Below are 12,907 nucleotides of genomic sequence, written 5' to 3'. Positions count from 1 at the left end.
TTTGCCGCGACGGTGGAGGAGCCGAGGAAGGAGCGCACACCCCGTTTGGACTGGGCCGGGCTGCTCAAGCAGGACGTTCGCCGTGGAAGTGTTGGCGTGCTTGAGATGTGGAGGCAGGCTCAAGGGTGTTGGCGTACGTGAAGGGAGCAGGAGGGGTGAGAGCGACTCTGGAGCACCTGGGGTTGCCCACGGCGAGTGCGCACCTGGCCCCTGCGCGAGGGCCGCCCCAGGCCGCGGGGTGTTGAAGCTCAAGCCGCCACAGCCAGCCAAGAGAGCCAGGCCCCTGCCGCGCTCCGCCTGAGAAGGCGGCTGGGCTGGGCAGGCGTGTGTCTGCTGGAGATGAAAGGCTTCTGCGCCGGCTCGGCGTGCGGCTCATGGGCTCCCCGTCAGCGCCCCTCACCTCCCGCTCTGCACCCTCCCGCTCCGCCCAAGAGGGCTCCTATCCTTCCCATGCTCTCCGACTTTGGGTTGAAACCAGCCCTTCTTCCGGATCTTCGGAAAGATGTTGCGCAACCGAACGGTTGCGAGCATATTCGCCACCGAACGGTTGCGGATCACCCGCAGGGAGCCGGATGAGAAGGGACATTTTCCAAGCCATCGCCGATCCGACCCGGCGCGCCATCATCATGCTCTTGGCCGTGCAGGGGATGACCCCGAGTGCCATGGCCGAGCATTTCGAGACCAGCCGGCAGGCCGTTTCGAAGCACATCCGGATCCTGGTGGAATGCGACCTGCTGGATCAGGAACAGCAAGGGCGGGAAATCCAATACCACTTGAGGGCCGACAAGATGCTCGAAGTCGAGCAATGGCTGGAGCAATTCAAGGCCCTGATGGCCAAGCGGTTCACCCAACTGGACGACGTACTCACCCGATTGAAGGCGAGGAAGAAATGACCCAAGAGAAGATTTTCAATTTCGTGGTGGACAAGGATAACCTGGCCGTCAAGGTGGAGCGCTCCTTTGATGCGCCGCTCGACCTGGTCTGGGCGGCCTGGACCGAGGCCGAACTCCTCGACCAATGGTGGGCGCCCAAACCCTGGAAGGCGGAAACCAAATCCATGGACTTTTCCGAAGGCGGGCGATGGCTGTATGCCATGGTCGGTCCCCAAGGCGAGAGGCATTGGGCATTGAAGGACTTCTCGAAGATCGCCCCGCGAAAAAGCTTCACGTACCGGAGCCTCTTCTGCGACGAAAGCGGAAAAGTGAATCCGGCCACGACGGGGTCGACATGGGTCAATTCCTTCTCCGAAAGCAAAGGCATCACCCTGGTCACCAATGACATCCGCTGCGATTCGCTCGCGCACCTCGAAGCCCAAATCAAGATGGGGTTCAAGGAAGGCTATTCCGCGGGCCTGGGCAATCTGGAAGAGTTGCTCGCGCGCCTCCGGGAAAAAGGGAAATGAAACATGTAGAAGCCCGGCCCCGGCTTGTCGAGCCGCAGCAAGGCGTCGTACGCCGCCACAGCCAGCCAAGAGAGCCAGGCACCTGCCGCGCCCCTTCTGGGAAGTTCACGCCGTGAGGCTGGGCGGGCGGCGGGGGTGAAGGCACCTCCCGCTGCTCGCGGTGCCGCGCCTGGAAGCGCGCGCCCATGCGGCCGCCACGGCACAGGCGGCTGGCGGGCTCGACCGCCCTTCGTCGGGCCCCAAAGTGGCCTCCCCCTCGTCGCCGCGCGAGGGGGCGACGACGCGGGGCCAGGATGTTCTTCACCGATTGGAGTTTGCGCATGGCACAATCGCTATCCGGGCCAGTGCATCCCTCGTGGAGAGGGATGGAATGAGCTCCCAAGAGCGGAGGCAGCACATGACGCGGCAGCTGATGGCAGTGAGCCTGGTGATGATGATGGGCGCGGCGTGCGGTGAGGGAATGGAGCAGCCCTCGAGTCCGGTGAGCGATGAGGCTCCCGAGCTCGCCCGGCAGGACCTGAACACCCTGCCCGTCGTCAAGGAGCTGCGGACGCACCGGCAGGGCTGCGACTATGTGCTCAGGGTCCTCCAGGAGAACGGCCCGTATCCGTACCCCGTCTACTACATCTACCACGTCACCGTTCAGAGTGAGGTCGTCACGCCTGGCACCTGCACGCTGGTTCCTGGCACGGTGGAGCTGGGGACCTCGAAGCTCTTGCCGGACATCGCGCTCGTGTCCAATACCGAGGGCATCGTGGCGGCCTATTCCAGCGGAGAGTATTTCCGGGGCATGGGGAACGTCGGGCGCGTCAACATTCACCGCCTGGACCCGAACACCCTGGGCTCCCTGCGGGTCACGGGGCTGGCGTCGTCGCTGGTGCCGGCGAATGGCGGGGCCGGGGCCGGGCGCGCGGCCTACCTGGGGGCGCTCACCCTTCAGCTCGGCTACATCGAGGTGAGTGGCACCTTCACGGGCAATTCGCTCTACGAGTATCCCGCGACCATTCCCTGGCCGTACCCCATCGTGACGGGAACCAACTTCGTCGCCATCTATCCCAATTTCTACAGCTCGACGATGTCGCCCTACATCAGAACCTTCTGAGGATTTCCACGAGAGCGCCTGGCGGCTCCTGAACAATGGAGTCGCCGCGCTCGGGGCAACACCCCGCCTGACTCGCCACGCCCTCCGCGGTTCTGCCAGCCCCCTTTCCCCAGGGGCCGCAAAGCCGTCCATCCCGCACGGCCCGCGGCCCCCGAGGCGCTCCGTCACGCCCTGCCGCGAGGAGCGGACCTCCGCCTCCGCATCGACGTCCCCGCGAGCAACGCCAGCAGGCTCCACAGGCCCGCCGAGCCAGCGGCCCCGGAGGCCCTGCAGGAGCAGCCCTCGGAATCACCGGGCTGCGGGAGGGGGGCCACGTCCTTGCGCGTCACGGTGACACCAAAGGTGCACCGGCTCTCGTTGCCCTCCGCGTCTGTCGCCGTCACCGTCACCTGCGTCGTCCCCACCGGGAACGTGCTGCCCGAGGCGACGCTGTAGCGCAGCGTGGGCTCGCTCGTGGGGTCCGTGGCCGTCGCGGGCGGGTAGGTCACCACCGTGCCCACGGCCTCCTCCGTCTCCGCGGTGACGGCGGCCGGACAGGTGACCTCCGGAGGTCGCCGGTCCTTCCTCACCGGCAGCGGGAGCACGTGCGGCTCGCTGCCCACCGCCGGGTCCATGGCCAGGAACACCAGCCGCTCTCCCACCCGAACCATGCCTCGAGGCACCGACGAGGCCGCCCCCGGCACGATGTCCGCGACGCGCTCGGTCCCCTCCGGCGTGCCATCCGTGACCCACACCTCTTCGCCCGACGTGCCGTCCGTCGCCGCGAAGACCACCAGGCCCCGGTCCTCCAGCGCCACCGTCCCGGGGGTGAACTCGCGCAGGCTGCTGCCCGGCCCGGGGAGCACGTCCTTGAGGAGCACCGTCCCGGCTTCCGTCCCGTCCGTCTTCCACGGCTCGATGCCGTGCTCCGGAGTGAAGGCCAGGAAGAAGCTCCCCTCCCCCAGTCGGGTGAAGCCAGCGCCGAAGCCACTGCCCGCGCCGGGGACGATGTCCTTGAGCAACACCGTTCCCCCGGGCGTGCCGTCGCTCTTCCACGGCTCGAAACCGTGCACACCGTCGTCGGCCACCAGGTAGAGCGTGCTGCCCACCGCATACAGCGCGAAGGCGCCATCCCCGGCACCCGGCCGGAAGTCCTTCAGGAGCACCGTCCCGGCTTCCGTCCCGTCCGTCTTCCATGGCTCGAGGCCGTGCACTCCGTCGTCGGCCAGGAAGTAGAGCGTGTTGCCCACGACGGCGAAGTTCGTCCGCTCGTTCCACACCTCCAGGCCGTCGTCCTCGCTCGGATGGAGGTCCATCACCCGCACCGTGCCCGCCTCGGTGCCGTCGCTCTTCCATAGCGCCCGGCCGACCTCACCATCATTGGCGACGAAGTAGAGCGTGCTGCCCACCGCCCACAGGTTCGCGGGTTCGGAGTCCTCGGGGCCCGGGTGGATGTCCTTCACCCGCACGGTGCCCGCCTCAGTGCCGTCGCTCTTCCACAGCTCGAGGCCGGGGTGGGCATCGTCCTGGGCGGCGAAGTACACGGTGTTCCCCACCCGCTGGAGGGTGGAAGCAAAGGAATACGACGCCTCGAACTGCTTGAGCAGGACGGTGCCGGCCTCGGTGCCGTCACTCTTCCACAATCCATGGGTCTGACGATTGATGAGGCCCTGCCGGACCAGGATGAAGAGCGTGCCATCCTCGCGGCTGACGATGGCATCCGGCTCTCCACCGGCATGCTCCAGGACGCCTGAGGTCAGGTCCTTCACCTTCGTGGTGCCGCTCGGAGTGCCATCCGTCTTCCACAGCCCGCGGCCGCCGGTGCCATCCTCGGCGGCGAAGAAGGCGACTCCGCCCGCCACCGTCGCCTTCGACGCCCGGGAGCTCGCGGGCTGCTGCTGGGGGCTGACGAGCGGGTACGTCCCCTCCGGGGTGCCATCGCTCCGCCACAGCGTCATGGCATCTCTGCCGCCGCGCTCGCGGAGGTAGCCGAATTCGTAGAAGAACTGGCCCCCAGCGGCTCCGGGAATGCTCGTCCCGTAGCCATTCCAGGGCCGCTCGCCCGGCGGCATGCGCTTCACCAGCCCGGTCCCCTGCGCGGTGCCGTCCGTCTTCCACAGCGAGGCCCCCTCGGCGTCGCTCCGCAAGAAGAAGGCCACCGAGCCCGTGCTGGTGTTGCCAAAGAAAGAATCTCCGCCCGAATCGGGCACACCCACCGACGTGGTACCCGCTTCAGTGCCATCGCTCCTGAAGAGCCCGGAGTAGCCATCCTGGGTGTTCGCGAAGAAGAGGGCGGCACCTCCCACGTCCTGGATGGACGTGTCGACGGACACGAAGGAGCCGAGCTCCTCGGTGCCCTCCGGCGTTCCGTCACTCGTCCACAGCGTCATGCGGTTCGACAGGAAGAGCCTGCCTCCGCAGAGACTGGCGCTCCACGACGCGGAGCCCGGCAGGCCCGTCAGCTTCACGGTGCCGGCCGCGGTGCCATCGCTCTTCCACAGCTCAGTGCGGGTGCCGTTCTGCATGAGGAAGAGCGCGGTGTTCCCGATGACGTTGAGACGCAGCGGCGAGAAGCCCTGGGCGAACTGCTGGACGGCGACGGTGCCGGCCTCGCTCCCATCGCTCCGCCACAGGACTTCCCCACCCCCGCTGTCGGCGAAGAAATACAGCATGCTGCTCCCGGCCCTCAGACTCCGCGGATTGGAGCCCTGCGGACCCGGGTGGAGGTCCTTCACCCGCACGGTGCCCTCGGGGGTGCCGTCGCTCTTCCAGAGCTCGAACCCGGAGTCGTCGAACTGGGCGGAGAAGAAGAGCCTCGTGCCCAGGCGGGTGAGCCCGCCGACTCCGGCTGGGCGGCTCGCCCACCCGGGGAGGAGGGCGGACCCGAGCCGCACGGTGCCCGCCACCGTACCGTCCGACCTCCACAGGGCCTCGCTGTCGGCATTGCCCTGCCGCGCCATGAAGTAGAGGGCACCCTCCATGTCGACGAAGCCCGAGGTGAAGGAGGAGTCGGGCCCCGGCGCCAGGTCCACCACCAGGGAGGTGCCCGCCGGAGTTCCATCCGTCTGCCATGGCTCGGTGCCCGTCATGGGCGTCTGTCCCAGGAAGTACACCTTGCCCCCGGATGCGGCCGGCTGACGGACGGATTCAGGCGGGTACGGCCGGGTGCCGGGGTGGATGTCCTTCAACAGCGTGGATTGGGCAAGCGCCGGTACCGGGCTGACGAGCGCGAACGACAGCAGCGACCCGGCAAGGGCCTTCCAACACAGCTTCATGTGTCCCCCTCTGACGTGGTTCACGACGACCTCAGTTGAGCAGAGGTGCGGACCCTAAATCGACAGGAAGCTGGTGACCATGTGCGTCGCCGGAAGAAGCGCCAGCGTCCGTCGCGGACGCAACGCTGCCTCCAAGGGCTCCTCTCCTTGAAGGAGCGCTACAGGCGACCCGCCTTGCGTCGCTCCTGGCACACACGGTGCACAGGAGCCCTGGCGACTGCAGCTCCCTGGCGATGCGCCCAGGGAGTGCGAATCCCCCCACCCAGGACGAATCCCATGACCAGGCTTGTCTTCTCTGCCACCGTCGGAACGATGGCCCTCATCGGCGGGGCATGCTTCGCCACGTCGAGCTCGACGACGAAACCCGCCGTGGAGCCACAGACAGTCGCTGTCGCGGTTCCAGCGAGGGCCGGAGTGGTGACTGGCACCAACCAGAACTCGGACGAGTTCATCTGGCGCCTGCTCGCCCAGTTCGCGGCGCCGGTGAATGCCTCGCAGCCTTCGCCCGTGGTGTTCGAGACGTGGGCCTCCGACGCCGACGTCTTCTCGCTCACTCCTCACTGGCCTGACGCGAACGCGCCGAAGAAGTTCCAGCGGAGCGTGCTCGAAAAGACGTCGACCGGGTCGGCTGGCCCCATCGACGTCCCCTGCGCCACGCCTGGAAACGCCGCGGTCGGCGGGTTTCCGACGCACGGCACGCCGACGCCCTGCATCGCCGAGGAGGTGAAGCGGAACCGCCCGCAGTTCGACTATATCGTCAACAACAACCTCAATACGCAGGCCGGGCTCAAGGCTGCCTACGCGAAGAACTTCAACGTCGCGATGCCGACGGAGTCCATCTCAGTCAAGGGCGACTGGGTTCCCGTGCAGACGCTGCTGCAATGGCTCCCCGCCCTGGGCAGCATCGCCAACATCCAGAAGCTGTACTACACGAACACCTCCAACGGCGTTGAGTATGCCCTGGTCTCGCTGCACGTGAGCAGCCGGCAGAACACGAACTGGGTCTGGGGGACCTTCGAGCATCAGATGAATCCCGGCCGCTGCGATGACATTGGCTGCTACGACACCTTCGGCGCCAAGAGCCCGGCAGTCGCCCCGAACCGGATGGCCGTCAACACGCAGTATGGCGCCTGTGACAAGACGGCCCAGCTCGCGGCCGTGATGGCCGATGCGAAGCTGTCGCAGGTCTGGAACAACTACTGCCTGAAGTCGACGATGGTGGACTACACCGCCGCCGACGGCACGCCCTACGCGCTTGGCAATTCAGTCATCGAGCGAATCGTGGGGAACGGGACCGTGGCTGCTTCGTCCTGCATTGCCTGCCACGTCTACGCGTCCTTCGGGGCTGACGGCAAGACGAGCCCCGCCGCGGTGGCGATGCTCCCGTACAACCCGACCGGCAAGCCCATCCCCGCCGTGCTCGAGGGTTCGCTGCAGTTCGACTTCATGTGGGGCGTCTTGCTGGCGCCGCCGCCGAAGGCGCAATGACCTTCCTCGGGGTGGGCGCCAGGCAGCAGTGACCCACGCGCCCCGGAGTCATGGAGCGTCGTCGCGATTCGCGGGTCCTGAGGTGGAAGGGCGTTGCGGTGTCCAGACGGGGACGTAGCACGCGCCCTTGTACACAAAGCCGTCCGTGGCGAAGTCGCAGTCCTTCACATCCAAAGACAACTTCGTCCAGCAACCGCCGTTGATTGCGACCAGTCCCTTACCGGAGCAGCGTCCGGCACTATCCGGTCTACGCTGCCTTGGGAGGGGCTTCGGCGGCAACTCCGCCCGGATGGCCGCCAACATGGAGGGGGCTCGCTCGGGCTCGACTGGGGCCGTCAGCGCGGCGTCTCCCACGGCGATGGTGCCTCCATCCTTCGCCTCCTCCCCTTCCGCGACGTGCATCTGCTCGGACGGCTCGACGGGCCGCGTGCTCCACAGCACGCCCACGCCCAGGGCCAGGGAGGCACCGAGGCCGGCCGCCACGAACTCGGACCACCGCACCGCACGAGTGGGTCGCCGCACCGAGACGCGCTGAACTGGAGGAAACAGGCCCGCGGGCCTCCGCTCCTCCCCGGTGAAGAGAGGCACATCCGCTTCGGGCCCCACCTTCCGTGCTGCCCGCTCCAGCGCTTCGGCCACCTCCCGCGCACGGCCCCGCTCCTCCGGCCGAGGCGAGAGCATCCGGGACACCAGCGCGCTCAGCTCCGGCACGCAGCGGGCGTTGCGCGTGCTTGCGGTCCAGAGCGCCAGCTTGTCCGGGTCCCACAGCCACGCCTCGTCGCCACGCGGATGCGGCGAGGGCGGGTACTCGCCGGTGACGAGCCGGTACGCCGTGACCCCCAGGGCGAAGACGTCATCGGCGGGGCTGGGGGCATAGGGGACGGTGGCAGGCTTGCCGGGGCCCAGCACGAAGCGCCAGGCCTCGGGAGCGCGGTAGGCGGGAGTGCCGGGAGGAAACGGATGCCACGTCAGCGTGGAAGCGCCCAGGTGGTGCCCCGAGCCGAAGTCCATGAGGAAGGGCTGGCCGTCCGCACCTCGCACGCGGATGTTGTCGCCCTTCACATCACGGTGGACGCCTCCGGCGGCATGGGTGGCCTCCAGTGCCCTCGCCAGCCGGGCCAGCAGGTGGAGCACCTGCCGTGACGACGGGCGCTGCGCCAGGGCCCAGTCATAGAGGGACACGCCCTCGACCCACTCCATGACGAGCCAGGCGTGGGACACGCCGTCGCGAGGCTGCCACCGCCCGTGGTCCAAGAGGCGCGGAACTGCGGGATGGTGGACGCGGCCGAGCAGCTCGGCCTCACGGACGAAGCGTGCATCGCCGGGGTCCAGGGCCAGCTTGAGCGCCACGACGCCCGGAGTCCCGTCCACGCTCTCGGCCTGATACACGACGCCGAACGCACCCCGGCCACACTGCTCCAGCAGGCGCCACCGGCCGATGACAGTCCCTGGAGGCAGCCTGGCCGGATTGAGGGGGTAGGACTCCATGGAGTGCCTCGCAAGCGGTCCATTCCGCGTACGGTCAGGCTACTCACACGGTCGTCGATTCCCAAAGCAATCCGGCAGGTGGACCGTGGCATTTCGTCACCCCTGCGACTTGCGGGTGCTCCCTCCACCGGGCTTCATCGGCTGGTCCCATCGCAGGGCACACTGCGGAAGGGCGGCGCTCGCGCGTGGAGCGCCGCCTACTCCCTGGCGATGGTGCTCCGGCTAGTTTGCCAGGGTCTGCGAGATGGCGCCGTCATCACCCGCAGCTGACGTCGTCGCTCCCGGATAGGAGAGCTTGTACGACGCGGCACCGCCATGGAATGCGGCGGTATCGTAGCCGCCGGTAAAGCCCGCCTTGTTCTCGGCATAGCTCCATCCGGTCGCCGTCTCGAAGTTCGCGTTCGTCATGGCAACGCCGCCTACCGCAACGTCATCGATGTTGACGGAGATCGGGTAGTTCGTGACGCCCGCCTTGCTGATCAGCCTGAACTGGAGAGTGAAGCTCGGGCCGGCTGGCGCGATGGTGACCGTGTGCGACTGCCAGGCAGTACCGTCCGCCGTGACATCGCTTTCCCATACAATCACGCCATCGACGAGCGCCTGCTTGAACCAGTATCCAGCAGTGGTGCCGGCCTCGCTGTCCTTCTCCCAGAACGTGAGCGTCTTGTTCGAGCTCACCCGCTGCGAGAGGGTGCTCGCATCCCCCGCCACGGAGGGCGTGGAGCCCGGATAGGACAGCTTGTACGACTTCGCGCCCCCGTGGAAGGCGGTGTCATAGACGCCTGAAAATGCCGCCTTGGTCTCGGCATAGGTCCATCCCGTCGTCGACTCGAAGCCCGCGTTCACGATGGCCACGCCGTTGATGGCAACATCATCGACATTGAAGGAGATCGGGTAGTTCGATACGCCCGCCTTGCTGACCAGCCTGAACTGCAGGTCAAAGCTCGAGCCAGCCGGGTTGATCGCTACCGAGTGCGACTGCCAGGCAGTGCCGTCCGCCGTGACATCGCTTTCCCACACGACCACGCCATCCACGAGCGCTTGTTTGTACCAATAGCCGGCGGTGGTGCCCGCCTCGCTGTCCTTCTCCCAGAACGTGAGCGTCTGTCCCGAAGAAGATGAGCCGGATTCGTATGCTCCGATATCATATCCCGCACCTGCGGGGCGGGCCTTGCCATCCAGATCGATGGAAGGCGCATAGGTCGGGGAGCCCGCGTCGATCGCCGGCGAGCCAGGCGCCAGGCGGAAGTTCCCCGCGGCCGGGTTCACGAACTGGGGAGCAGCCGCGACGGTGCCGGTGTGGATCAGGCCGGGGCTGAAGTTGTAGACACTGTTCTGATACACCAGATTGTTCGTATACGTGTTGTGGCTTCCGGTCTGCCCCTGCAGGGAAACGCCGTAATCGTTGTCGTAGACGATGTTGTTGGATACGACCACGTAGTCGGCGGGCCCGCTCGTCTCGTAGTAGCCGCCGCCGCCCACGATGATGCCCATCCAGGTGTTGGTAACCGTGTTGTTGGCGATCGTGACCTGGTGGGCGTCATGCCAGAGGTGGATGCCCCCTCCTCCGGGATTGTTGTAGGAGAGGTTGTTCGTTACCGTGGCCCTCGTACTGATGTAGATATTCTGGATCTTGCTACAGGTATAGCCGATGTCATGGACCGTGTTTCCGGTGACGACCGTGCCCGTCATGAGCCCGGGAATATCGTAGTCATGGATGTTGATGCCGGACCCGCCCGAGCCGTTGCACAGCTGACCAGGCCCGTAGATGACGTGATGCACGTGGTTGTTCTTGACCGTGACATAGGAGCCTTGATTGATCAGACCATTCGGCATCTTGGTGCCTGTGCCGTCAATCTCGAAGCCATCGATGTCTACATAGGAACCGCGATTCTCCCAGATGCTTCCTGTCGTCACCGTGCTGTTCGGCGGGACGATCCGGGCCCTTGCCTTCGTCACAGGATCGATATCGGAGACGTAGCTGATGCGCTCGGTCGCGTTTCCGCTCGCGGTGGTCAGGAAGCCGCCGCTATAGGTCCCCGGAGCGACATGAATGATGGCTCCGGGAGTGGCGACTTGCGAGGCCTTTAGAATCGTCCTGTAGGGGCTGCCGGACGAACCGTTGCCCGCCGTGTCGCTTCCCGTGGTGGCTACATGGAGATGGTTGACTGCCGCGTCTGCCGCAGGCGTGAAACTCATCATCAGACAAAGGCAAGCCGTCAAGACCGGGCCGCTCCAGGCCCCGCCCCGGGCAGAGCTGTTGATACGCATGCATTCACTCCTTTGCCAACTGTGTGCAGGACGCATCCTCACCATCCGAAAACCGGAAGTAAAGGCGAATTACAAGTTAATCATGAATTACTGACCTGACAGATCATTGAATACATGCGGGATGGAGTCTCATCCTGCTGGCCGCAGTCATCAGGCCGTCGCCGGGCGCACATGGCTTCCGCACCCCGGGTAGGAGTCCGTGCAGGTGGGGTGTCGCGCCTCGACGCACTGCACGCTCTACAGGGCCCCCATGCGCCCTGTATGCTCCAGGACGTTGGCCCTTCAATTGCTTTGGTCTGGGACACTCCCCGTCTCGCCACTGGAAGCCGAGCACTCATGCGTTCCCGCCCCTTCGTCCCTGTCCTCCCGTCCGCTCCCACCCCGCCTGTCCCCGCCGAGGAGGTGGCCCTGTGAGCCGCGCCGCGGGATGGCTGTTGCTGGTGGTGGCGCTCGTCCTGTCCCGCCCGGCCGAGGCCGCGCAGGCGCAGAAGGTGCGGGTGGCGGTGGTGCGCCCGGAGGGCCGCCAGGGCGAGGCGCTGCGCAAGGTGCTGGTGCAGGAGCTGGGCAAGAAGGGGCGTGGGCGCGAGGTGCTGCCCGCGCGGACCGTGGATGCCCAGGTGCGGCGCATCCGGGGCGGACCCAAGACGGATGACCAGCGGCAGGCGCTGGCCGGGAAGCTCGGCGCGGACACGCTGGTCACCGCCTCGGTGAAGGGGACGAAGCGCTGGGACGTGGAGATCCGCGTCTACTCCGGCAAGGACGGCAGCCTCCTGACGGAGGAGCGCTGGAGCGTCCGCCCCAACCGCGCCTTCCCCGAGGTGCGGCGTGAGCTGGAGAACCGGCTGGGCACGGCCCTGCGAGCGCCCCGGGAGCGCAGCACCCCGACTCCCCCCGCCGCCGTCACCCCTCCGGCCCCCGCGCCCGAGCCGGAGGCCACTCCCCCGACCCCTATCGCGGAGGCGCCGCGTCCGGCGGTGGTGAAGCCGCCGGCGCCCACCCCGAAGAAGGAGCCAGCGCGGGTGGAGCCCGAGCCTGAGCCCGAGGCGAAGGTGGCCGGCGCGCGTTCCATGGACGCGCCGATCCTGAAGGTGCTGCTGTCCGGCCAGGGCCTCTTCCGACGCTTCAACTTCTCGGATGTCCGCTCCGGCCCGCGGCCCGACTACAGCCTCGACCATGCCGCGGCGGCGAGCCTCGCGGTGGACTACTTCCCGCTCGCCCACTTCACGGATGGGATGGCACGCAACCTGGGGCTGGCGGTGCGAGGCTCCCGCGCCCTCGGCCTGTCCACGCAGACCCCGGATGGGGAGGAGTACGGCACCACCGCGCAGCTGCTGGAGGGAGGCCTGCGCTTCCGCCTGCCGCTGCAGTGGCTCGAGGTGTCGGTGGGCGCGCTGTACGGCACCCACACCTTCGCGGTGGAGCTCCCGGCGGACAGCGACCTGGCGCTGCCGGACGTGGACTACCGCTTCGCGCACGTGGAGCTGGGCCTCTACAAGGCGCTCACGGAGCGGTGGGCCATCGCGGCGCGCGTCGGCTACCAGCACGTGCTGAGCAGCGGCGAGCTGTCCTCGGACACCTACTTCCCGGAGCTGAGCGGCTCCGCGCTGGATGGCGAGCTGGCGGTGGAGTTCGCCCTGACGCGCATGCTGGGCCTGCGGCTGGGTGGGGACCTGCGGCGCTACTCCCTCACCACCAACGCCGACGAGGCCTCCCCGAGCTTCGTCGGCGGCGCCCAGGACACGTACTTCAGCGGTCAGCTCGGCGTGTTCCTGCGCCTCTAGCCTCCCCTCGCCACTGAGGGGGACAGTCCCCACCACCTGTGGCGCTGCCCCCACACCTGTCGGGGCGGCCCAGCCGAAAAGTCGAGCCTGATAAAATCCAGCTGCACTCGTGACACGAGTT

General features: G+C 67.2%; 8 protein-coding genes. 5 read left to right on the top strand and 3 right to left on the bottom strand.

Translation table 11 applies throughout. From position 1 onward, the window contains the following. Positions 1-572 precede the first annotated feature (572 nt). The 3 genes from LXT23_RS47520 (at position 573) to LXT23_RS47510 (ending at position 2,504) form a co-directional block, all read left to right on the top strand. On the top strand, positions 573-893 hold the full coding sequence (locus LXT23_RS47520; protein WP_253987184.1) for an ArsR/SmtB family transcription factor: 321 nt from the start codon (positions 573-575) through the stop codon (positions 891-893). Further along, on the top strand, positions 890-1,402 hold the full coding sequence (locus tag LXT23_RS47515) for an SRPBCC family protein (RefSeq protein ID WP_253987183.1): 513 nt from the start codon (positions 890-892) through the stop codon (positions 1,400-1,402). The genes LXT23_RS47520 and LXT23_RS47515 overlap by 4 nt, the downstream gene beginning before the upstream one ends. Positions 1,403-1,772: 370 nt before the next feature. Beyond that, on the top strand, positions 1,773-2,504 hold the full coding sequence (locus LXT23_RS47510; protein WP_253987182.1) for a hypothetical protein: 732 nt from the start codon (positions 1,773-1,775) through the stop codon (positions 2,502-2,504). 164 nt (positions 2,505-2,668) lie between these two features. On the opposite strand, the gene LXT23_RS47505 is transcribed toward LXT23_RS47510, so the two are convergent. Next, complete coding sequence (locus LXT23_RS47505) at positions 2,669-5,758, bottom strand: ELWxxDGT repeat protein (RefSeq protein ID WP_253987181.1); 3,090 nt, start codon at positions 5,756-5,758, stop codon at positions 2,669-2,671. Between the two features lie 414 nt (positions 5,759-6,172). Here LXT23_RS47505 and LXT23_RS47500 point away from each other — a divergent pair, with 414 nt between their 5' ends. Further along, complete coding sequence (locus LXT23_RS47500) at positions 6,173-7,246, top strand: hypothetical protein (RefSeq protein WP_253987180.1); 1,074 nt, start codon at positions 6,173-6,175, stop codon at positions 7,244-7,246. 48 nt (positions 7,247-7,294) lie between these two features. Here LXT23_RS47500 and LXT23_RS47495 read toward each other — a convergent pair whose 3' ends face one another. Next, complete coding sequence (locus LXT23_RS47495; protein ID WP_253987179.1) at positions 7,295-8,734, bottom strand: serine/threonine protein kinase; 1,440 nt, start codon at positions 8,732-8,734, stop codon at positions 7,295-7,297. Between the two features lie 222 nt (positions 8,735-8,956). Next, positions 8,957-11,005, bottom strand: coding sequence for a right-handed parallel beta-helix repeat-containing protein (locus LXT23_RS47490; protein ID WP_253987178.1), 2,049 nt, complete (start codon positions 11,003-11,005; stop codon positions 8,957-8,959). Positions 11,006-11,415: 410 nt separating this feature from the next. Between LXT23_RS47490 and LXT23_RS47485 the strand changes: the two genes are divergently transcribed. Beyond that, entirely contained in the window at positions 11,416-12,786 is a 1,371-nt protein-coding gene (locus LXT23_RS47485) for a hypothetical protein (RefSeq protein WP_253987177.1), read from the top strand. The last annotated feature ends 121 nt before the right edge of the window (positions 12,787-12,907 follow it).

Source organism: Pyxidicoccus xibeiensis (assembly GCF_024198175.1).
Lineage (GTDB): Bacteria > Myxococcota > Myxococcia > Myxococcales > Myxococcaceae > Myxococcus > Myxococcus xibeiensis.
Note: the sequence above shows the minus strand (reverse complement) of the source record. Positions and strands in the feature narration are given on the sequence as shown.

Excerpts from the sequence above, each read along its gene's own strand:
- LXT23_RS47505 (WP_253987181.1), bottom strand. The coding sequence starts at position 5,758 with ATGAAGCTGTGTTGGAAGGCCCTTGCCGGGTCGCTGCTGTCGTTCGCG.
- LXT23_RS47515 (WP_253987183.1), top strand. The coding sequence starts at position 890 with ATGACCCAAGAGAAGATTTTCAATTTCGTGGTGGACAAGGATAACCTG.
- LXT23_RS47520 (WP_253987184.1), top strand. The coding sequence starts at position 573 with ATGAGAAGGGACATTTTCCAAGCCATCGCCGATCCGACCCGGCGCGCC.
- LXT23_RS47510 (WP_253987182.1), top strand. The coding sequence starts at position 1,773 with ATGAGCTCCCAAGAGCGGAGGCAGCACATGACGCGGCAGCTGATGGCA.
- LXT23_RS47495 (WP_253987179.1), bottom strand. The coding sequence starts at position 8,734 with ATGGAGTCCTACCCCCTCAATCCGGCCAGGCTGCCTCCAGGGACTGTC.
- LXT23_RS47490 (WP_253987178.1), bottom strand. The coding sequence starts at position 11,005 with ATGCGTATCAACAGCTCTGCCCGGGGCGGGGCCTGGAGCGGCCCGGTC.